At 65.3% G+C, this 21,146-nt stretch carries 14 protein-coding genes, 1 tRNA gene and 5 pseudogenes; 13 read left to right on the top strand and 7 right to left on the bottom strand.

Annotated features, from left to right (window positions below; all coding sequences use genetic code 11):
* Nucleotides 1-202 precede the first annotated feature (202 nt).
* Nucleotides 203-1,009, top strand: a complete 807-nt coding sequence (locus ACVWW3_RS25055; protein ID WP_354052539.1) for a lytic murein transglycosylase — start codon at nucleotides 203-205, stop codon at nucleotides 1,007-1,009.
* Between the two features lie 63 nt (nucleotides 1,010-1,072).
* Here the strand turns inward: ACVWW3_RS25055 and ACVWW3_RS25050 are convergent, their stop codons facing one another.
* Nucleotides 1,073-1,903 (bottom strand): SDR family NAD(P)-dependent oxidoreductase, encoded by an 831-nt coding sequence (locus ACVWW3_RS25050; RefSeq protein ID WP_456672169.1) that lies wholly within the window; start codon nucleotides 1,901-1,903, stop codon nucleotides 1,073-1,075.
* Nucleotides 1,904-2,035: 132 nt separating this feature from the next.
* Here ACVWW3_RS25050 and ACVWW3_RS25045 point away from each other — a divergent pair, with 132 nt between their 5' ends.
* From ACVWW3_RS25045 to ACVWW3_RS25030, 4 genes and pseudogenes are all read left to right on the top strand, one after another.
* Nucleotides 2,036-2,410, top strand: a complete 375-nt coding sequence (locus tag ACVWW3_RS25045; protein ID WP_247441517.1) for a response regulator — start codon at nucleotides 2,036-2,038, stop codon at nucleotides 2,408-2,410.
* A 55-nt stretch (nucleotides 2,411-2,465) separates the two neighbouring features.
* On the top strand, nucleotides 2,466-3,077 hold the full coding sequence (locus ACVWW3_RS25040; RefSeq protein ID WP_456672168.1) for a LysE family translocator: 612 nt from the start codon (nucleotides 2,466-2,468) through the stop codon (nucleotides 3,075-3,077).
* 568 nt (nucleotides 3,078-3,645) lie between these two features.
* A pseudogene (locus ACVWW3_RS25035) lies at nucleotides 3,646-4,858 on the top strand (GGDEF domain-containing protein).
* Nucleotides 4,859-4,895: 37 nt separating this feature from the next.
* Nucleotides 4,896-5,535: pseudogene (locus tag ACVWW3_RS25030) on the top strand (peptidoglycan recognition protein family protein).
* A 4-nt stretch (nucleotides 5,536-5,539) separates the two neighbouring features.
* Here the strand turns inward: ACVWW3_RS25030 and ACVWW3_RS25025 are convergent.
* From ACVWW3_RS25025 to ACVWW3_RS25015, 3 genes and pseudogenes are all read right to left on the bottom strand, one after another.
* A complete protein-coding gene (locus ACVWW3_RS25025) occupies nucleotides 5,540-5,881 on the bottom strand; it encodes a hypothetical protein (RefSeq protein ID WP_247339353.1) in 342 nt (113 codons plus the stop codon).
* 188 nt (nucleotides 5,882-6,069) lie between these two features.
* Complete coding sequence (rpoH, locus tag ACVWW3_RS25020) at nucleotides 6,070-6,969, bottom strand: RNA polymerase sigma factor RpoH (RefSeq protein ID WP_247339355.1); 900 nt, start codon at nucleotides 6,967-6,969, stop codon at nucleotides 6,070-6,072.
* A 219-nt stretch (nucleotides 6,970-7,188) separates the two neighbouring features.
* Nucleotides 7,189-8,198, bottom strand: a pseudogene (locus ACVWW3_RS25015) (RluA family pseudouridine synthase).
* Here ACVWW3_RS25015 and ACVWW3_RS25010 point away from each other — a divergent pair.
* From ACVWW3_RS25010 to ACVWW3_RS25000, 3 genes are all read left to right on the top strand, one after another.
* Nucleotides 8,197-8,541, top strand: a complete 345-nt coding sequence (locus ACVWW3_RS25010; RefSeq protein WP_354052551.1) for a hypothetical protein — start codon at nucleotides 8,197-8,199, stop codon at nucleotides 8,539-8,541. The pseudogene ACVWW3_RS25015 and the gene ACVWW3_RS25010 sit on opposite strands and share 2 nt — an antisense overlap.
* Before the next feature lie 57 nt (nucleotides 8,542-8,598).
* Nucleotides 8,599-8,673: transfer RNA gene (locus tag ACVWW3_RS25005), tRNA-Glu, on the top strand.
* 62 nt (nucleotides 8,674-8,735) lie between these two features.
* Nucleotides 8,736-9,269, top strand: coding sequence for a 2'-5' RNA ligase family protein (locus ACVWW3_RS25000; RefSeq protein WP_456648330.1), 534 nt, complete (start codon nucleotides 8,736-8,738; stop codon nucleotides 9,267-9,269).
* 59 nt (nucleotides 9,270-9,328) lie between these two features.
* Here the strand turns inward: ACVWW3_RS25000 and ACVWW3_RS24995 are convergent.
* Both ACVWW3_RS24995 and ACVWW3_RS24990 read right to left on the bottom strand, forming a co-directional pair.
* Nucleotides 9,329-10,355, bottom strand: a pseudogene (locus ACVWW3_RS24995) (alpha/beta hydrolase).
* A gap of 251 nt (nucleotides 10,356-10,606) precedes the next feature.
* Nucleotides 10,607-11,308 carry an SEC-C metal-binding domain-containing protein gene (locus ACVWW3_RS24990; RefSeq protein ID WP_456648332.1) on the bottom strand — a complete coding sequence of 234 codons (702 nt, stop codon included), beginning with the start codon at nucleotides 11,306-11,308 and terminating at the stop codon, nucleotides 10,607-10,609.
* Nucleotides 11,309-12,082: 774 nt separating this feature from the next.
* On the opposite strand from ACVWW3_RS24990, the gene ACVWW3_RS24985 reads away from it, so the two are divergent.
* Both ACVWW3_RS24985 and ACVWW3_RS24980 read left to right on the top strand, forming a co-directional pair.
* Nucleotides 12,083-13,573 carry an amidohydrolase family protein gene (locus ACVWW3_RS24985; protein WP_456648333.1) on the top strand — a complete coding sequence of 497 codons (1,491 nt, stop codon included), beginning with the start codon at nucleotides 12,083-12,085 and terminating at the stop codon, nucleotides 13,571-13,573.
* 3 nt (nucleotides 13,574-13,576) lie between these two features.
* On the top strand, nucleotides 13,577-14,548 hold the full coding sequence (locus tag ACVWW3_RS24980) for a CobW family GTP-binding protein (protein ID WP_456648334.1): 972 nt from the start codon (nucleotides 13,577-13,579) through the stop codon (nucleotides 14,546-14,548).
* A gap of 10 nt (nucleotides 14,549-14,558) precedes the next feature.
* Here ACVWW3_RS24980 and ACVWW3_RS24975 read toward each other — a convergent pair whose 3' ends face one another.
* Nucleotides 14,559-14,936, bottom strand: coding sequence for a tautomerase family protein (locus tag ACVWW3_RS24975; protein ID WP_354105362.1), 378 nt, complete (start codon nucleotides 14,934-14,936; stop codon nucleotides 14,559-14,561).
* A 110-nt stretch (nucleotides 14,937-15,046) separates the two neighbouring features.
* Here ACVWW3_RS24975 and ACVWW3_RS24970 point away from each other — a divergent pair, with 110 nt between their 5' ends.
* From ACVWW3_RS24970 to ACVWW3_RS24960, 3 genes and pseudogenes are all read left to right on the top strand, one after another.
* Nucleotides 15,047-15,646: a TetR/AcrR family transcriptional regulator gene (locus ACVWW3_RS24970; protein ID WP_456648335.1), complete on the top strand. Its 600-nt coding sequence runs from the start codon at nucleotides 15,047-15,049 to the stop codon at nucleotides 15,644-15,646.
* 190 nt (nucleotides 15,647-15,836) lie between these two features.
* On the top strand, nucleotides 15,837-19,142 hold the full coding sequence (locus ACVWW3_RS24965; RefSeq protein ID WP_456648336.1) for a carboxyl transferase domain-containing protein: 3,306 nt from the start codon (nucleotides 15,837-15,839) through the stop codon (nucleotides 19,140-19,142).
* 108 nt (nucleotides 19,143-19,250) lie between these two features.
* A pseudogene (locus tag ACVWW3_RS24960) lies at nucleotides 19,251-21,124 on the top strand (sigma-54-dependent Fis family transcriptional regulator).
* Nucleotides 21,125-21,146 lie beyond the last annotated feature (22 nt).

Genomic DNA, 21,146 nt, shown 5'->3' with positions numbered 1-21,146 from the left:
CGCAGCTAGCGTTATGTGCACTATGTAGAAAGCGCGTTGGCCTGCGCGTCTTCCCGTCGATGCGCAGAAGTGGCGAGCGCATTTCATTTGTCGCAGCCAAGATGCGACCGGTTCTGGCGAGGTTTGCCGCTTTGACGCGAATCCGGTTCCCGGGCATGATCGCGTGCCGCTTTCGCGCTCATTCTTCAAAGGATTTTCCCGTATGTCGAGACCCGCTTTGGCCATCGCCTTCATTGCCTGTCTGGCCAGCGGATCGGCCCAGGCCGCGCGCTGCGGCGGCGACTTCAACAGCTTTGTCGCCAGCATGACCGCGGAAGCGCAAGGAGCCGGCGTCTCGGCGGGCGTGACCAGCGCGGCGCTCAGCGGAGTGGCCCAGGATGGCGCGGTGCTCGCCTTCGACCGGCGCCAGCGCTACACCTTCAACAAGAGCTTCGAGCAGTATGTCTCGACCCGGGTCGGCCCGGGCCGCATCAATGGCGGCAAGGCGCTGTTGCAGCGCCATGCCGCGCTGCTCTCGCGCATCGAGCAACAATTCGGCGTGCCCCGCTATATCCTGGTCGCGATCTGGGGCTTGGAAAGCGATTTCGGCAAGGGCGACATCGGCAAGCTGCCCGTGATCCGCACGCTGGCGACGCTCGCGCATGACTGCCGCCGCACGGATCTGTTTCAGGGCGAGCTGCTTGCGGCGCTGAAGATCGTGCAGCGCGGCGACCTGCCGCTGCGCGACCTGATCGGCGCCTATGCCGGCGAGATCGGCCAGACCCAATTCCTGCCGTCCTCCTACATCAAATACGGCGTCGATTTCGACGGCGACGGTCACGTCGATCTCCGCCACAGCGTCCCCGACGTGCTCGCCTCGACCGCGAACCTGCTCCACACCAGCGGCTTCAAAATGGGCCAGCCCTACGGCGAAGGCACCGCAAATTTCGAGGCGATGCGCGAATGGAACAGGGCGGTGATCTATCGCAAGACGATCGGGTATTTTGCCGATCGGCTGGCGGGGCAGTGAGGGGCGTGATGTCTCTCCGCCTTCGCCGGGACGACGTTGAAAGTGAGGCGGCGGACCACGCGGCTAGCTCCCCTTCGCCATCTTCTCCAGCTTGCGCTGCAACGGCGCCCAGTACGTCCCCGGACGGAAGCGCTGCAACAGATCCATGAAGCGGGCGTCGTTGCCGATCAGGATACGCGGCTCGTTTCTCTCGATGCCCTTGATGATGCGCAGCGCGGCGTCCGTCGGCGTGGTCTTTGCCGCGTTCTCGAACCGCTCGATCGATTGCGACCGACGCGCGTTGTCGGTGACGCCGACCCCGGTGCGCGAATTGCGCGCGATGGCGGTGGCGACGCCGCCGGGGTGCACGACCGACAACCTCACAGGGCTTCCCGCCATCGCAAGCTCGTGCCGCACGCTCTCGGAAAAGCCGCGCACCGCGAATTTAGCCGCGGCATAAGCCGACTGTCCCGGCGGCGCGATGATGCCGAAGATCGAGGAGAGGTTGACGATGTGGGCCTCGCCCATCGTCTTCAGATGTGGCAGGAAGGCGCGCGTGCCATGCACCACGCCCCAGAAATTGATGTCGAACAGCCAGTCCATCTGCGCCTGGTCGATCTCCTCGAACGAGCCCATCAGCGCCACGCCGGCATTGTTGACGACGATGCCGAGCGCGGGATGCGTTGTTGTCGCCTCGCTCGCGAACCGCGCGATGTCGTCGGGCTCGCCGACGTCGACGCGGTGCAGGCTGACCTTGCATGCGGCTCCGATCTCGGCCGCGAGCGTCTTCAGCCCGGCCTCGTCGCGATCGGCGAGCGCGAGATCGCAGCCGCGCCGCGCAAGCTCGATCGCCAGCGCGCGGCCGATGCCGCAGGCCGCTCCCGTGATGGCGGCGGCGCCGCGAATCGGAGTCATGAATCCCCCAATCAAGCCCCTCGTGCGGAACTATGATTTACATTTTTTCATAATGGAACTGAACCGCATGGCTGTTCCCACCTTAACCTACGTTACTTGATAGAGACAGACAGGCAGCATTGGGAGCCGCCAATGGGACAAGCAAAGCCATTTCGAGCAACCGCACTGATTGTGGAAGACGACCTCATGCAGAGGGAGATGCTCAGTCTTCTTCTCGAAGAAAGCGGCTACGACGTCATTCAATGCGAGAGCGCCGAAGCAGCCGAGCTTGTGCTCGACGAGAGCGCCGGCGCGCTCTGCTTGATGATGACCGACGTCCAGCTTGCCGGCCGCATGAACGGGGTCGAGCTGGCGCACGTCGCCAAGGACCGAAATCCGAAGCTCGACATCGTCGTCACCTCCGGCCGCCCCTTGATGCAGCCCTTGCCGAACGGCGCAAAGTTCTGGGCCAAGCCATGGGCGCCGCTGGACGTGCTCCGCGAGGCCGAGCTCGCGCAGCTATCCTGACGGCGATCCCGCGGGCCGGCTTTCTTGCCCCGAGATGCGGTGATAGGGTCCGTGCATGACCTTGTCTTTCCTGCTGACCTCGCTGATCGTGGTCGCCTCGCCCGGTACCGGCGTGCTCTACACGCTGGCCGCCGCGCTGACACGCGGCTCGCGCGCGAGCATCGCGGCCGCCTTCGGCTGCACGTTCGGAATCGTGCCGCACATGATTGCCGCGATGCTGGGGCTCGCCGCCGTGCTCCACACCAGCGCGCTCGCCTTCGCCGCGCTGAAATGGTGCGGCGTCGCCTATCTGCTCTACATGTCCTGGCAGGCGCTACGCGAGACCGGCGCGCTGGCGGTCGACGGCGAAATTCGCGAGCGTTCGGCTGGCCGTGTGATCGTGACCGGCTTCCTGATCAACATCCTCAATCCAAAGCTGTCGATCTTTTTCCTCGCCTTCCTGCCGCAGTTCATCGCCGCGGACGAGGGTCATGTGCTGGCGCAGATGCTGGAATTGAGCGGCGCCTTCATGGCGATGACGTTTGCCGTGTTCGTGGTCTACGGCCTCTGCGCAGCCTCGGTGCGCGAGCGCGTCATCTCCCGTCCGCGCGTCATGGCCTGGCTGCGGCGGAGTTTTGCCGCCGGCTTCGCCGCACTTGGCGCCAAGCTCGCGTTCGCCGAGCGGTAGTTTTCTTCACCCCATAAAAAAGCGGGCCTCGCGCCCGCCGCCTTCAATCTCTCGCTTCTGCCGAAGCCCGGGCGGAGCGAACTCCACCCGGGCAAAAAATAAGAAGCCTCGTTACTTCTTCTTCGCTGCCTTCTTGGCCTTCTTCTTTGTCGCCTTCTTCGCCTTCTTCGCTTTCTTAGCCATAGGATCCTCTTCAGGGTTAATGGTGAAACGCGACACGAGGGATGCTCGGCGGAGGGCCAGCCTCGCAACATCCTCAACCACAAGCTCAGCAGATTCGCGCCCATATGCCCCGCGCTGTCACATCCGTGTCATCGCGTTATCCACAGCTCAGATGCATTTCCGGCGCTTTTGGTTCTTGAATCCGCATCACGGCCGACATGCCTAACGATCCGACAACCGCGCCGGCCGTTCATGAATCCAAAACCAAAGGCATGCTTTTAAAGTTCGCAGTGAGACTCCGTTAAGCGCGACGGCCGCATTGTTGCCCGCAAGAAAACGGGGACGGGGTCATGGACGGACGGCTGCCAGGGACGGAAGGCACGACGCAGCGCGTGCGGCACGCGCCATGCTGAACGTGCCGACACTCTGGACGGTGTTCGTCGTCAACTTTCTGGCGCTCGGCCTGATCTGGGCCTATGTGACGCGCTCTTATCCGAAATTCGCGGCCGCGCGGTTCTGGATGGCATCGTCCTTCATCGGTGCGACCGGCGCGATGACGGCCCTGATCCGCCTGTTCATCGCATCTCCGCTGCCACTTCTACTTGGCGCGGCCGGCGTCATCGCGGCGAGCTGCCTTGCCGCCATGGGCATCCAACGCTTCTATCACCGGCCGGTCTCGTGGCGCATGATGACCGCGGCGGGAGCGCTGAGCCTCGCCGGCGTCGTGTTCTTCATGGTCGGGCTTCGAGCACATGCCGCTGCGCATGCTCTGCTACACGCTCGGTCAGGGCCTGCCGCTGGTGCTGTCGCTGCGTCTGTTGCTGGCGCCGCCGGAAGGCCGCGTCAGCCCGGGCGCCCGGTTGTCCGGCATCGTCATCCTCGTCATTATCGCGATCCTCGCGGTCCGCACGGTGGGCAATCTGCTCGGCGGCGATTTCTCGGCGAGCGCCGGCGGCCAGGCTCATGCGGTTATGGTGCTGGGGCTGCTGTTCCTGTCGATGACGCTCAATTTCGGCTTCCTGCTGATGGCGATGGACCGCCTGCGCAACGAGGTGGCCGACCTCGCGCTACTCGACGATCTCACCGGTGTCGCCAACCGGCGGCATCTGTTGCAGCGGCTGGGTGAAGAATGCGCCCGCTCGGAGCGCAGCAGCGAGCCGTTCTCGCTGCTGGTGATCGATCTCGACGGCTTCAAGACCATCAACGACACCCATGGCCATGCCGCGGGCGATGCCTGCCTGCAGCATTTCACCCTGATGGCGCAAACGCGGCTGCGGCCGGGCGACATGCTCGCCCGCACCGGCGGCGACGAATTCTGCGTCGTGCTGCCGTCGTCGTCCTTGCGCGAGGCGGCCGCGATCGCCCGCCGCGTGCTCGAGGTCTGTCGTCAGGATGCCGTCAGCTGCACCGGGGGCGACATTCCGATCGCGATCTCGATCGGGCTGGCGCAGTGGGATCGCGGCATCGGCCAATTTCCGGACCGCCTGATCGCGCATGCCGACCACGCGCTCTATGCGGCCAAGAAGAACGGCAAAAACGACTTTGCCGTCTACGAGCCGGCGCCGCCGCTCCTGCCTGAGCCGATCGGTCCAGGCGAGGCCTTGCGCAAATTCGCGTAAGGGCGTGCTAATGTCTGGTCCGCATTGGACCCGCACGATGATCTCCCGCCTGCTCGCGGCCATACTCGCCGCTCTCATTCTGATCGCGCCCGCAGACGCAACCGACGCCGATCTGGCCAAACTCGCGCGCGCCTCCGGCACGCCCGACATTCCCGGCCTGAAAATCGTGTGGCTGGCGCCATGGGGCGATGTCGGTAACGCAAGACCATGGCGCAACATCATCGTGCACCAGACCGAGGGGCCGGCGGGCTCGGCCCGCGGCGGCGCCGAGGCGCAATCGAAGAATCCCACGCGTCGCGGCGTCACATTGTGGGTCGAAACCGACGGCACGGTCTATTGGGCGGTGGCGGAGAATCTGGTGCCGACCCATGGCGACGGCGCCAACCGCAACGACAACAAGTACATCGACAACAAGCCGACCTATCGCCAGGTGGTGCGCGACAATTCGATCGGCGTCGAGTTCGCCGGCAACTATCCCGACGTCACGACCGGCCCGACCGCGGCGCAGGTCGCCGCGTGGAAGATCCTCGTCCAAATCCTGCGCGCGCGCTACGGCATTCCGCTCGACCACGTCTATGCGCACAACTGGATCGACTACAAGGACGCGCGCTATTGCGAAGGCTTGCTGGCTCGCGACGCTGGCGAGGACTTGGGGGAAAGAATTTAGGGGCGAGTGACGAGCTACACCGGCTCCGACATCCATCCAAAGAGCCGCCGCATCAATCCCGGCCGCCGCGGCAATTGCGGCGGCTCATCCGCCGCCAGCACGCGGTTGATGAAGTAATCCAGGAACACCATGTCGTTCGGCTCGGTGACGGTGAATTCTTCCTCGCCGAAGAAGACGCTGTAATTGAAGAAGAACGGGCCCATGATCGGGATCGTCGCGGTCGAGGCGTAGTCCTTCGAGATCACGAACTCCGACGGCTCGAGGCCGTGGTCGCGCATCGCCTGCTCGACCAGCGGCAACTTGCGCATGAACTGGGCGGAAAACCCGCCCACGGTAGATTGCAAAATGATCGACACAGTGCGTGTCCGTTCTCTTGATGCTGTCGGTCCGATGTTTTTGGTCGGCCGACCGGCAGTGCGGGTTCAAGGTGCCTGGCCCCGCGCCTCCAAGAACATGCTGCACCTCACACACAAAAAAGCCGGCGTTGCCGCCGGCTTTCTGTCTCTTGTCGATCCGCCAATCTCTGGCGCCGGAGCAACCTCGCTTAGAGCGCGGCTTCCAGCGCGGCCTGTTCGGCCTTTGCGATCGTGCCCTTGACCGCGGCCTGCACCTTTTCAAAAGCGCGGACCTCGATCTGGCGGACGCGCTCGCGCGACACGCCGAACTCGGCGGCAAGGTCTTCCAGCGTCATCGGTTCATCGGCGAGGCGGCGGGCCTCGAAGATGCGGCGTTCGCGCGGGTTGAGCACGCCCATGGCGCCATTGAGGGCGTCACGGCGGTGATCATATTCCTCGTGCTCGGCCAGCATGGCTTCCTGGTTGGGCGAATTGTCGACCAGCCAGTCCTGCCATTCGCCGGCTTCGCCGTCGTCGCGGATCGGAGCGTTGAGCGACGCGTCGCCACCGAGGCGGCGGTTCATGTCGACCACGTCCTGAGCCGTGACGCCGAGACGCTTGGCAATGATTGCCACCTGGTCGGGGCGCAGATCGCCTTCGTCCAGCGCGGAAATCTTGCTCTTCGCCTTCCGCAGGTTGAAGAACAGCTTCTTCTGGTTCGCGGTGGTGCCCATCTTCACGAGCGACCAGGAACGCAGAATGTACTCTTGTATCGACGCCTTGATCCACCACATGGCGTAGGTGGCGAGACGGAAGCCCTTCTCGGGCTCGAACCGCTTCACCGCCTGCATCAGGCCGACATTGCCTTCCGAGACGACCTCGGAGATCGGCAAGCCGTAGCCACGATAGCCCATGGCGATCTTGGCCACGAGCCGGAGATGGCTGGTGACGAGTTGATGTGCGGCGTCGCGATCATCGTGCTCGCGCCAGCGTTTGGCGAGCATGTATTCCTGCTGGGGTTCCAGCATCGGGAACTTGCGGATTTCGCCGAGGTAACGGGAAAGGCCGGATTCTCCATTAAGGACCGGCAGTGCAGCGGTACGGGCCATAGTTAAGCCCTCCAAAGGTTCAGGCCCCCGATAGCGGCGGGCCAGGCAGACGACCGCTTTGTTAAAGCCGATCGTAGCTGCGATGTTCCGCGTTGGTCATTTCCAACGCAGACGCAATATACCCCATCGGGGGGCAAAAAGGGAAGGATTGCTGACGTCACGTCCCCGTGTGGCAGCTATAACTTTTTGTAAGGTAAGGGTTTTCTGAAACTGCCTGCGTCATAGCGCCGCTTTCAAGGCTCCCTGGAGGAGAAGCAAATCCTCCGGCAGCGGCGTCTCCCAGTGGAGTAATTCTCCAGTCCTGGGGTGCTCCAATACCAGCAAATAAGCGTGCAGGGCTTGCCGTCCGAGGGCGGCCAGCGCTGCTTGCGACTCGGGGCCGAGCTGGTTCGCCTTGGTCTTGAAGTGCGGGCCGTAGACGCCGTCGCCCAGCAGGGGATGGCCGATATGGGCGAGGTGGACGCGGATCTGGTGAGTGCGCCCGGTCTCGAGCTCGCAGGCGAGCAGGCCCCGCGATCGGCTTGCCGTCCCGCCCGGCAAAGCGCTCCAGAAGCTCCCAATGCGTCACGGCCTCGCGGCCGCCCTGGCGCACCGCCATCTTCTCGCGCGCATGCGGGTGGCGGTCGATCGGCGCATCAACGGTGCCGCGATGGCGGCCGGGCAGCCCCCACGCGAACGCCATGTAGCCGCGCCGCATCGGTCCGGTGCGGCCGTGATCGGCGAATTGCGCGGTGAGCGAGGCATGCGCGAGGTCGTTCTTGGCGACCACCATCAGCCCCGTGGTGTCCTTGTCCAGCCGGTGCACGATGCCGGGCCGGCGCACGCCACCGATGCCCGACAGCGAGCCTCCGCAATGGGCGATCAGCGCGTTCACCAGCGTGCCGGTCTCGTGGCCCGCCGCGGGGTGCACCACCAACCCCCTGGGCTTGTTGAGGACGACGATGTCGTCGTCCTCGAACACGATGTCGAGGGCGATATCCTCGCCTTTCGGCTCCGGCGGGACTGCTTCCGGGCACGTCGATTGTGATCGTATCGCCGGATGCGACGTGATAAGCGGGGTCGCGGATCGCGGCGTCCTTGAGGCTCACCGCGCCCGCCAGGATCAGGGCTTTCAGCCTCGATCGCGACAGGTCGGCGAGGTGCGCCGCCAACACGCGGTCGAGCCGGGTCGAGTCCTCGTCGCCGGTGACGACAACCTCCAACCTTTGCGCAGAGCCTGAATTTTCCATGACGACGTCTGATACCGCTGTTCCCGAACCGAGTCCCGAGCAGGCCGCGATTTTCGCGCGGGTGCGGCGGATGATGCTGATCGCGGGGTTGACCACGGCGCTGGCAATCTGCGCCGTGCTGATCGCGGTGGGCTACCGCCTTTTCAAGTCGGAGGGAAGGGCACCCGAGCCGGCAGGTGACGTCATTGCCACCCTGCCGAAGGGATCCAAAATCGTCTCGACCGGGATCGCCGGCGACCGGCTCGTGGTCACGCTCGATATCGGCGGGGTCACCGAGATCCGCACCTTCGACGCCCACACCTTGAAGCCGGCCGGAAAGCTGAAATTTGCCAATGAGCCGTAAAAGGCCCGTTCGGGTCCTTGCGGCGGACAAATTTCGAGGTTATTGGCTAGCCCTCACGCTCCCTTCGTCTAGCGGTTAGGACGCGGCCCTCTCAAGGCTGAAACAGGGGTTCGATTCCCCTAGGGAGCGCCATTGTCTTGAAGCCGGCCTTTTCCCTGATCTCGATCTGATTGTTCCACCCCTTGGGTGAGCCTGTGGCATTGGCGATCAATATCCGGGCCGACAACGATTCAGCAGGCGAGATCGAGCGGCTGTGGGATCAGGTTGCCGTCTTCGAGGCCGAGCCCTCGATGCGCGCCCTCGGCTACCGGCCTCATTTTACGTTTGCCATCTACGACTCGCCTGCGGTTGACGAGAAGGCTGCGTGGGACGTGATGCTGGCAGCTATCGCTGGCGAGACGCAACTGCGGATCAGGTTCAAACGAATTCGCTGGTTCGAAGGTTCTCCGCTCGTCCTCTGGGCGGAGCCGGAGGTCAACGAAGCCCTGGCTCGCATCCACGGCATCATCAGCGCGGCAATCGATCCAGCGCATTGTCGTCCTCACTACCGGCCCGGCGCGTGGACGGCCCATTGCACGCTCGGCACTGCCATTGCCGACGAACGGCGCGATGATGCGATGGCCTTCGCACAGGCGTTTGATCGCAACATTGAAGTGCTGTTCGACGTGGTGGATTGCGTCGCCTTTCCGCCTGTGCGGCTCGTCGCCGAGCGAAAATTACCATCGTAGTTGGGAGTGGCCTCGGCGTCGTTCATCACGCATCGAACTCATGCCGCAGAGCCGCCCTCTCACGCGGTCGTGCCGTCGATCGAGCGGCGGATCACCCGCTGCACTTCCGTATTCGACAGAAACAGATCATGGTTGATGAGGCCCCAGCCTTCCTGCGAGGCATCGACCACGCGCACACCGAGCTGCGCGATGACGGCCTTCTCGGCGGCGCCGGACCCTGGTCATTCCACCTGCGATTTGTCCCGACAGCGCAAGGGCGCGATCGTTCGTCGCGGCGATCACGGTGATCTTGCCGGCAAGCGGACCGATGCGGTGGATCGCCGACGAGAACACGTCCATGTCGATATCGGGCGCGGCAAACACCACCGCGCCGATCTTGCCCGTCACCGTGTCGCCGTAGCGAGCATAGAGCTGACGCAGGCTTTCGAGCGCCAGCATGGTTCCCATGCTGTGCGCAACGATGTGCACGCGGCCGGCGCCTGGAGCCGACACCAGCGCAGAGAGCACGCGCTCGAAATCGTCGCGGGACCACATCGCGCTGTCGCGGTCATAGGCATAATCGAACAGCCCTGCCTTGGACGGCCAGGCAAACACCATGGTCCGGCCGCGGAACTTGATCCCGTCGGAGAGATGGGCGGCATCGAGCACCGCCGTCTCGAATGTCTGCTTGAAGCCGTGCACATAGATCAGCACGTCGCCGCCGCCGGCCTGCGCCACAAGATCGCCAACGTCGACCGATACCGGTTCGACCCGGTCGAGGCGCCAATCGCCAAGTCCAACCGAGGCGAGAGAAAGTCGGCTCTCGTCCGGCGCCACCAGCTTCGCCCGTGCGACCGTCATGGCGGTCGCGCGCTCCGGGCCGAACCAGGGTTTCGTGCGAGCGCCGTTCGCGGGCTTGCGTGTGGTGGCGACGAGCAAGGTTGGATCAATGGAGAGCGATGACGCGTCGAAGCGCGCGCCGGTCGCACCCAGGCCGGCGCATCCGCCGAGCGCGAGGGCACTTCCCGCCGACACAAATCCGCCGAGCAGAGCGCGGCGCGAAACAGAATGACCGGAGTCGCGTTGCAGGAGACGTTGGATGATCACACGGAACCTTTGGGAACTTCGCCCACCGTAACGCCGCCCCGCCAATTCCCTGGATGACAATGGGGGCGAGAAGACGGCGGAGCCGCTTCGCTGTCGGTTGCATGGTCTCTTACCGCTCCGTTGGATCTGATTTTCCTCATCAGTGGTGCGAGCACTCTCGGCCGTTTCGAGGTCGAAGCGCGGCGTCTGGATAGGACCCGCTGACGTCAGGCAGGGAGCGCCATTCCAGCCCGACTGTATTGACGGGCTGATCAGCCGGACTGAAGCCAATCGTCCGCGGTCAGAGCTTCCAGCTCGGCGAAATACGCCTCGTTCGGATCGGACCTCGTGTCGGGGTCGCTGCCCGATTCGGCTCCATGGATCAGATCGTGCATGTGGGCGGCAAGCACCGAGCCGATCGCATGAATGGCTTCGTGGCGGTCGAGCCCTTCGGACATCAGCCGCTCGGCCGTGCCGCGCACCGGCAGCTCGGTATCGGCAATCTGGCGCTCGACGATGGCGTGAAAGATGGCGTGCGCTTGCTCGCGCGGAAAGCGGATCCCGGCGCGCCGGTGGTACGCGACGACGAGATCAATCTGTTCCTGCTCGTCCAGCGCAAGCCACTGATCCGGGTCCGGCTCCACGAATGGATCATACTCCAGCATGGCTTCATCTTCCTGCGGCCACCCGGCAACGTCGGGGGCCTGCGCATCGACTTGGGGCAATCCGGATGACGGCTCGTCCAGCCTTTGCGAGATGAGGCAGCACTTCTTGAACTTCCTACCGCTGCCGCAGGGGCAAGGATCGTTTCGTCCCACCTTGTTCGAATTCATCATTACGAACACCAGCGACCGGGTCGGCCGTAAAAATGCTCTGCCAAGCGAAGAGACAATATGCGCGCCGGCGGCGAGCCGAGCAACTCCCCGGCCGATCGCGCAGCAGCCACGCGGCCGCCATTGCGCGGTTGTGATCACGGGACGCTGCCGTCCTGTTCTCCAGGCGCCAACTGCCTGACGGGCAAAACACCCCGATCGCCGTCAACCCCTTCTCACAAAAATATTCCACTTTACCGAAATTCTGATTTGGCGTATCTCTCGCCCATCCCAGCCCAGCAAAGGGGCGGTCGTACGTCGTCACGAACGCGGGCTGGAGTGCGGTGGACGCGGGCGGCGTTAAAGGCGGGATTGTGCGTGCAGGGCGAGATGAACCTCGTGAGCATGGTACGAACCGCGATAGACGGACGGCGCTCAAGTCTTGCGGACCCTTTGGCGACGCAAGGCAGCTCGCGTACGGCGAAACCGTGTGGTCCTGGCCGTCGTTGCTACGGTCAAGCCTTTGCGAAGGCGTCAGCGCGTCAACCGGCGCGTTGCCCTGGATTTCGCGGGGGTGACGGAGGCAAGAAGGAACTCGTCTCCGGGGAGAGCGCGGCATAGGCCGTCAAACCATCGCGCAGGGAAGGCCTGGTCTCGGCTGCCCTGTGTCTCCCCTGTGCATTGCGTGTGCAATCAGTTCGCATAGGGGTTTTTATGGGTGCCAGCCGGCGCCCGGTCTTCCCTGCGCCCTTTCTTTCGAGAGGGGTGAAGCGAGAAGCATAGCTCGGGCAAACCTGCCGCGAGACTGCGAGCGCGTGTCTGCGACGCGCATGTGAATTGACCTCCCTTGCGAGCATGATGCGTCGGCATCGGTGGAGGTGGTCGGACCTTCCGGAATCTGCCTTGATGCGAATTCAGCGTGGAGGGAGTGACGATATGAGCGGCTTGGTGATCTCTGGCGGCCGGGTGGTGGATCCCGCCAGCGGAATGGACGCCATCGGGGATGTGGCGGTGGTGGACGGCAAGGTCGCCGCGGTCGGCTCCTCGCTCGGCGGCGCCGAGCGGGTGATTGACGCGACCGGGCTCGTGGTCGCACCTGGCTTCATCGATCTGCACGCACATGGCCAGTCGATCCCGGCCGACCGCATGCAGGCGTTCGACGGCGTGACGACGACGCTCGATCTCGAAGCAGGCGTGCTGCCGGTCGGGTCCTGGTATGAGCGCCAGGCGCGGAAGGGACGCGTGCTGAATTATGGCGCCGCCGCCAACTGGGCCTTTGCGCGCATCGGCGCGATGACCGGCTCCAACGCGGAAAGCTCGCTGGAGGCGTTCGGCAACGCCATGCGCGATCGTCGCTGGATCGACAACGTGGCGAGCGATGCGGAGGTCGCCGGCATCCTCGAGCGCCTCGCACGCGGCCTGAACGAGGGCGGCATCGGTATCGGCATCCTCAACGCCTACGCACCGGGCGCCGGCGTGCAGGAGCTGACCGCGGTCTGCCAGCTCGCGGCTGCGCAGGACGTGCCGACCTTCACCCACGTCGCCTACATGTCGCGCGTCGACCCCGAGAGCGCGGCGGAAGCCTACATCCGCCTGATCGGCTATGCCGGCGCCACCGGCGCGCATATGCACATCTGCCATTTCAACTCGTCGAGCAAGACCGATGTCGAGCGCTGCCGCGTGCTGATCGCGAAAGCCCAGGCGCAGGGCCTGCCCATCACGGTCGAGGCCTATCCGTACGGCACCGGCTCGACCGTGCTGGCGGCTGCCTTCTTTAGCGACCCCGAATTCGTCGAGCGCAACGGCACCGGCTACGATTCCGTGCAGCGGGTCACCGACGGCCATCGCTTCAGCGATCGCGAGGAGCTCTTGAAGGCGCAGGCCGAAGAACCGTCTTCACTGGTGCTGTGGCACATCCTCGACACCGAGAACAACGCGCATCATCGCGACCTCCTCGACATGTCGGTGCTCTATCCCGGCGGCGCGATCGCCTCCGACGCGATGCCGTGGACGACCTCGGACGGCAAGACCTACACCGGCGATGCCTGGCCGCTTCCCGATGACGCCACCTCGCATCCGCGCTCGGCGGGCTGCTTCACGAAATTCATCCGCGAATGGGTGCGCGAGCGCAAGACCGTGTCGCTGCTGGAAGGCGTGCGCAAATGTGCTCTGATCCCGGCGGAAATCCTGTCGCAGAGCACGCCCGCGATGCGCGCCAAGGGCAGGCTTGCGAAGGACGCCGATGCCGACATCGTCGTATTCGACTACGAGAAGCTCAGCGACCGCGCGACGTTCACGGCGATGAACCGTCCCTCGGAAGGTGTGCGGCACCTGATCGTCAGCGGCCAGCCGCTGATTACAGATGGTGTGCTGGACGTGGCCGCGCGGCCCGGCCGGCCCGTGCGCCGACCCGTCGTCGAGGGCTGAGACATGCCGGTCCCCATTCTTCTGGTGACAGGCTTTTTGGGAGCGGGCAAAACGACTGTCGTCAACCATCTGCTGGCGCATGCGGAGGGGCGGCGGATCGCCGCCGTGGTCAACGATTTCGGTGCGATCAACATCGATGCCGAGCTGATCGCGGGCGCGAGCGACGGCGTGGTCAGCCTCGCCAATGGCTGCATCTGCTGCTCGCTCGAAGGCGACCTCCTGCGCACGCTTTCGACGCTGCTGCGTCGTGATCCGAAACCGGAATACATCGTCATCGAGACCAGCGGCGTCGCCGATCCCGCCGACATCGTCCGCAATCTGATGGATCCCGTGATCCTGCGCGAGGCGCCGCTCGAAACGGTGCTCTGCGTGATGGACGCGGCGACACCGCTGGCCGCCCTGGACGATGCGCTTCAGCGTTCGCAATTGCGCGTTGCCGACATCGTGGCGTTGAGCAAGCTGGATCTGGCGGAAGAGGGCGCGGGCGGGCGGATGCGCGAGGCCATCCGCGCGCAGCGCGTCCCCGCCGTGGTGGTCGACGCGCCGCACGGCGAGATTCCGTCCGCGCTGCTGTTCCCCGCGACCGTCGATCGCGCGTCCGCGCCGCGCGATCCCGGGCCGCGCCGGCCGGCAGAAGAGCGCTTCGAAACGCTGAGCTGGACCTCGGACCAACCGCTCTCGCTGCCGCGCTTGCAAAAGGCGATCGGCAAGCTGGCGCCAAAACTCGCGCGGGCAAAAGGCCTGTTCGAGACCGTCGAGCAGCCCGGGCGCCAGATGCTGTTTCAATTCGCCGCCGGCCGCGCCACGCTCGTCCCTGGCGATGCCGCGCTCGCCCCTGGCGATGCCGCGCTCGCCCTTGGCGATGCGCCGGCCGAAGGCGTGCCGCGCGCGCGGATCGTCTTCATCGCCGAACTCGGGGTGCTCTCGAAAGCGGAGCTCGATGGAATCATGGAGACGTGCGTTGCGGATCGGTGAAGCTGGCGCTTCAAGCGAATTGCGCGACGCCGTGGCCGACGGACCAGTTCTCTGCCGGCGCATCGAGCACGTTGACGAACACGTCTTCGGGACGGATGCCCGGATTTTCGCCGAGCAGGTCCGCGATCCGCCGGTACAGGGCCTTCTTCTGCTCAGGAGTGCGCGAGGCGAATACGGTGATCTGGATCAGCACGGCGTCGTCGCTGCGCTTGACGTCGTAGGCATTGCCGCAGCGGAAGTTTGCGGCGGCGTGTTCGGTGATCGTCATGAACTCGTCGCCTTCCGGCACGTTCAGTGCCTCGCGCATGGCGCGGTAAAGGCCGTCGAGGATCGCCTGCCGGTAGGCTTCCGGCTTTCCGGCGCGCATCGAGATGTGAAGGAGAGGCATCGCGACTTCCTCATTGACGAAAGGGGGCGTCGGCCCCAATTTGTTTTTGACGCAGCGTCTAGAATGCATGTTTTTGACACCGTGTCAAATATACCGGACAGGAGCGAAGCTTGAGGCCGCGCGAGTTCGACCACGCCGATGTCCTGCGCATCGCGTTCGATCAGTTCTGGCGCAACGGCGTGCGCGGCACTTCGCTGTCGGACATCGCGCGCGACGCCGGTGTCCAGCGCGGCAGCCTCTACAACGCGTTCGGCAGCAAGGAGGCGCTGTTCCTGCAGGCCTATGAGCGCTATGCGGGCGACTATCTCATCGCCTTGCAAAAGGCGCTCGGTACGGGCTCATTGCGCAAGCGCCTCACCGCGTTCTTTGACTTGACCATCACCAATTTCCGCTCCGGCTCACCGCCGCGGGGATGCCCGACCACGCGCGGATTGATGGAGCTCGGCGCGGTCGAAGGCGAGGGGCTGGATGAGCACGCGCGCCAGGCCTTTGCGAACCTCATCTTGCGCATCACTGCTCTGGTTCAGGATGCGTTGTTGGCGGGCGCAGAGCGCGGCGAATTCAGCGGCAACCCCGCGGCCGCAGCGCTGCACATCATCACCGTGACGCGCGGCCTCGCCGTAATCGAGCGTGCCTTCGATGACGAGCCGCAGCTGCGCGAGATCGCCGCCCACACCATCGATCTCGTGCTCGACAAACGGGGCCGCTAGGTGTCAGCAGAAAGCGCGCGCGATGCCGCAGGCCGTGCAAGGCAGCGCGCGCGACCAACTGATATTCCGGCTCGCGGGAACGGGCATCGCGACCGGCGTCCTCCACCCTTGACGGCCTCGGCTAAAGCGACGAAGCAGAACCATCGGACCTGCCGACCCGCGCTTGGACACGCGGGCATGGAGACGCTGCATGTCGTTCAAAAAACTCCTGATCGCCAACCGCGGCGAGATCGCCATCCGCATCGCGCGCGCGGCGGCTGATGCGGACATCGCGACGGTCGCGATCCACCCGGCCGACGATGCGCTGTCGCTGCATGTGCGGGTTGCCGATGAGGCGACCGAAATCCCCGGCCGCGGCGCGCGGGCCTATCTCGACATCGAGGCCATGGTGAAGGCGGCAATGGCCTGCGGCTGCGACGCCGTGCATCCCGGCTATGGCTTCCTCAGCGAGAACGCTGCGTTTGCGAAGGCCTGCGCCGATGCAGGCATCGCCTTCGTCGGACCGAAGGCTGCGGCGCTCGAACTGTTCGGCGACAAGGTCGCGGCGCGGCAATTGGCAAGACGTTGCGGCGTGCCGATCATCGCCGGCATCAGCGGGCCTTCGTCGCTCGGGGAGATCACGGCATTCTTCGAATCCCTTGGCGAAGGCGCCGCGATCGTGATCAAGGCGATGGCCGGGGGCGGCGGCCGCGGCATGCGCGTGGTCGAGAACGCATCCGATCTCGCGGAGGCCTATGCGCGCTGCCAGTCCGAGGCGAAGGCCGCGTTTGGCTTCGACGGCGTCTATGCCGAGCGCCTGATCGGGCAGGCGCGCCATATCGAGGTGCAGATCATCGGCGACCGCCACGGCGCAATCTCTCATCTCTGGGAGCGCGAATGCACCATCCAGCGCCGGCACCAGAAGATGATAGAGGTAGCGCCGAGCCCGTCGCTCGGCGACGGCTTGCGTGGCCGTATCATCGAGGCAGCGAAGCAACTCGCCGCAGCCGCGTCTTACGACAGTCTCGGCACGTTCGAGTTCCTGGTCGACGGCACCGCCGAAGACAGTTTTGCCTTCATCGAAGCCAATCCGCGGCTGCAGGTCGAGCACACCGTGACGGAAGAGGTGCTCGGCCTCGATCTCGTCCGCTCTCAGCTCGCGGTCGCTGCCGGTAGCACGCTCGCTTCGCTCGGCTTGGCGCAGGGCTCGATCCCGAAGCCGCGCGGCTATGCCATGCAGCTCCGCGTCAACATGGAGACGCTGGACGAGCTAGGCGCGACTCATCCGACCGGCGGCGTGCTTGCCGTGTTCGAACCGCCGTCGGGCCCCGGCGTCCGCGTCGATAGTTTTGGTTATGCCGGCTACAAGACCAGCGCCGCCTTCGACTCGCTCTTGGCGAAGGTCATCGTGCATACGCCGGGAGAGGCTTGGCACGACGTGGTTGCAAAAGCCTCGCGGGCGTTGCGCGAATTTCGGATCGACGGCGTCGTTACCAACATCGCCTTCCTTCAGGCGGTGCTGGCGCATCCCGATTTCAGGACCAACCGCATCGCGACCGACTTCATCGACCGCAATATCGCGAAGCTCGTGGAGGCCGCCGATGGCGCTGCAAAGCCTCTCTATTTTGCGGCGACGGAGCGAAGCGGCGGCCACGGCTCCGAAGCGCATACCGCACAGATCGTGCCGGAAGGCGCGGTGATGGTCGCGGCTCCCTTGCAGGGGACCATCATCACCATCCAGGTCAGGGAAGGCGAGATCGTGCGCCCCGGCCAGCAGCTCGCCGTGATCGAGTCCATGAAGATGGAGCATCTCGTGATGGCCGAGCAGGGCGGCCGGGTGATGAAGCTCGTCGCCGGCGACGGTGTCACGCTGATGCATGGCGAGGCGATTCTCTACCTCGAGCCGCTCGACGTCGCCGCCGATCATTCCGCGCAGGAAGCGGATATCGATCTCGACCACATCCGTCCCGATCTCGCCGAAATGATCGCGCGCCAAGCCAACACGCTCGACGAAAATCGCCCGGCCTCGGTCGAGCGCCGCCGCAACACCAATCAGCGCACCGCACGCGAAAACGTCGCGCAGCTCGTCGACGACGGCTCGTTCATGGAGTACGGCAGCCTTGCGATTGCGGCGCAGCGGCGCCGGCGCAAGCTCGACGATCTCGTCAAGAACACACCGGCCGACGGCCTCGTCATGGGTGTCGCGACCGTCAACGCCGAGAAGTTCGGCCCTGAGGGCGGGCGCTGCATCGTCGTGGCCTACGACTACACGGTGCTCGCGGGCACGCAGGGCCACATGAACCACAAGAAGATCGACCGCATGCTGACGCTCGCGGAAGACTGGCGCGTGCCTCTGGTGTTCTACGCCGAAGGCGGCGGCGGCCGGCCCGGCGATACCGACCGGCTCGGCATGACCGGCCTCGACGGTCCGTCGTTCGTGCAGTTCGCAAGGCTCTCCGGCCTCGTGCCGGTCGTCGGAATCGTCTCCGGCTATTGTTTCGCCGGCAATGCCGCGATGCTCGGTTGCTGCGACGTGATCATCGCCACCAAGAACGCCTCGATCGGCATGGGCGGCCCGGCCATGATCGAGGGCGGCGGGCTCGGCGTCTATCACCCGGCCGAAGTCGGCCCGGTCTCGTTCCAGTCGCCGAATGGCGTCATCGACATCCTCGTCGAGGACGAGGAGGAGGCGACGCGCATTGCGCAAAAATACCTGTCCTATTTCCAGGGTGCGGTGACGGAGTGGCAGGCCGCCGACCAGCGGCTGCTGCGCCGCGCGATCCCCGAGAACCGCCTGCGGGTCTACGACATCCGCAGCGTGATCGACCTCGTCGCGGACAAGGATACCGTGCTGGAGCTGCGCCGCGACTATGGTGTCGGCATGATCACCGCGTTGATCCGCATCGAGGGCAGGCCGTTCGGCCTGATCGCCAACAATCCGCGCCATCTCGGCGGCGCGATCGACGCCGATGCCGGCGACAAGGCCGCGCGCTTCCTCCAGCTCTGCGACGCGTTCGACCTGGCGATCGTCTCGCTGTGCGACACGCCCGGCTTCATGGTCGGCCCGGAAGCCGAGAAGACCGCGATCGTGCGCCACGTCTCGCGCATGTTCGTGACAGGTGCGAGCCTCACCGTGCCGTTGTTCGGCATCGTGCTGCGCAAGGGCTACGGGCTCGGGGCGCAGTCGATGATCGGCGGCGGCTTCCATGCCTCGTTCTTCACCGCGGCCTGGCCGACCGGCGAATTCGGCGGCATGGGCCTGGAGGGTTATGTCCGCCTCGGCTTCCGCAAGGAAATGGAGGCGATCGCCGACCCCGCCGAGCGCGAAACCTATTATCGCAACAAGGTCGCCGAGCTCTATGCCAACGGCAAGGCGGTCTCGATCGCATCCGTGTTCGAAATCGACAACGTCATCGACCCCTCCGAGACGCGACGCTGGATCATGGCGGGCCTGCGGTCGGTGCCGAAGCCGCCTGCGAGGACGGGCAAGAAGCGGCCGTGCATCGATACGTGGTGAGGGCGGTGCAGCAATCTTGATTGCTGCACGACCGTTTCCGGTTCCCGATTGACATCCCCGCCTGCGGTGCCAGACTTTGCACAATAATACAGGGTGGAGACGTCCGCGATGGCCAGCCTTTCGGCCTCGAACCATGTCGCCCGTGTCTTGTCCGTCGCCAATCACGTGGCCGAGGTCGATGCCTCGTCGCGCATTGCCGATTCCTGGCGGCGCTGCCTGATCAGCCACAAGCTCGATCCCGCCCGCCAGGGCCCGCCGCAGACGCTGACCGAGGCGGAGGTCCGGCATGTCGCCGAGCCGATGGAGCAGCTGATCCGGCTCGCAACGCCGGAGCTGGAAGATCTCGCCCGCGTGCTGCGCCAGACCGGCTATTGCGTCAATCTCGCCGATCCCAGCGCCACGATGCTGTGGAGCCGGGTGCCCGGCGCGGCCGATGCCGAGATCTTCATGCGCTGGAAGGTCTATACCGGCTCGAATTTTTCCGAGGCCTTCGAAGGCACCAATGGGCTCGGCACAGCGCTTGCGGAGCAGAAGCCGATCCTGGTGCATCGCGACGAGCATTTTCGCGCGCAGTGGCACATGTTCTCGTGTGCCGTGGCGCCGCTGTTCGACCAGGCCGGTCGCCTCGCCGGTGCGGTGAACATCACCTCCTGCCGCGAGGACCTCGAACGCACCGCGCATCAGCTTGCGCTCGCGGTGACGATGGAGGCGACGCGGCGCATGGAGGGTGCGATCTTCCGCGGTCATTTCCGCAACGCCTGGATCGCGACCGTGCCGGGCGACGGCGGCAGCGGCCTGCTCGCCTATGACGACGATCGCCGCATCGTCGTGGTGCCTGCCGTTCGGCGCGCGCACTGCTGGGTCTCACCGACGGCTTGATCGCATCCGGCATCGATCTGTCGCGCTACGTCAAGTTCGATCATCCTGCCGCGCGCAACGCAGACGACACCGTCGAGCTGCGCCGGGCCGATGGCAGTCCGTTGGGGCATGGCCATGTCGCGCCGCCGCTGCGGGCGAGGTCATCGACCCGTCCGCTCGCGCCGCGCCGCGATGCACCTGCCGATCGCTTCGACGCGCTGCACCGGCTCGCCGGCCGCGACCCCGGCTTGATCAAGAGCGTGAAGCGGCTCAGGAGCATCGGCGATCACAATCTGCCGTTGCTGCTGCACGGCGAGACCGGCGTCGGCAAGGATGTGTTCGCGCGCGCCATTCACGCGGCCGGCAATCGCGCGCGCCACAACTATGTCGCGCTGAACTGCGCGGCGATGCCGGAAAGCCTGATCGATGCCGAGCTGTTCGGCTACGAGGCCGGCGCCTTCACCGGCGCGCGCCGCGACGGCTCGAAGGGCCTGATCGTGCAGGCCGACGGCGGCACGCTGTTCCTCGACGAGATCGGCGACATGCCGATCGCGCTGCAGACGCGGCTCTTGCGCGTGCTGGAGAATCGCGAAGTCTGGCCGCTCGGCGCGCCGAAGCCCGTGCCGGTCGACATTCGCCTGATCAGCGCCACCCATCGCGACCTCGGGCGCATGGCCGAGCAGGGCGCCTTCCGCGCCGATCTCTATTTCCGTCTGCGCGGCATGGAAGTGCGGCTGCCGGCCTTGCGCGAGCGCGCCGACCGCGACGACGTCATCCGCCAGATCGCGCGCGAGGAAGCGCCGAACTGCCGGCTCTCGGACGAGGCGTGGTCGCAGCTCGCGGCCTACCCCTATCCCGGCAACATGCGCCAGCTCCGGCATGTCCTGCGGCTCGCCGGCTGCACGGCGGAGGACGGCGTCATCACCGACGCCGACCTCGATCTGCCGCCGTTTGGTGGACGGGCGGCGGAGCCGGACCTTGCCGTAGCCGAACGCGCGACCATCATTGAGGCGTTGCGCAAGCATGGCGGCCGTGTCACCGATGCGGCGCGTGCGTTGAAACTCAGCCGCGCGACGCTGTATCGCAAGATCAAGCAGTTGAAGATCGACTCGGGTTCATACTAGACCGGTTCGACATCCCGGCTCC

The sequence above is a fragment of the Bradyrhizobium sp. LM2.9 genome, assembly GCF_054056555.1.
This window is presented reverse-complemented; position numbering and strand designations above follow the sequence as displayed.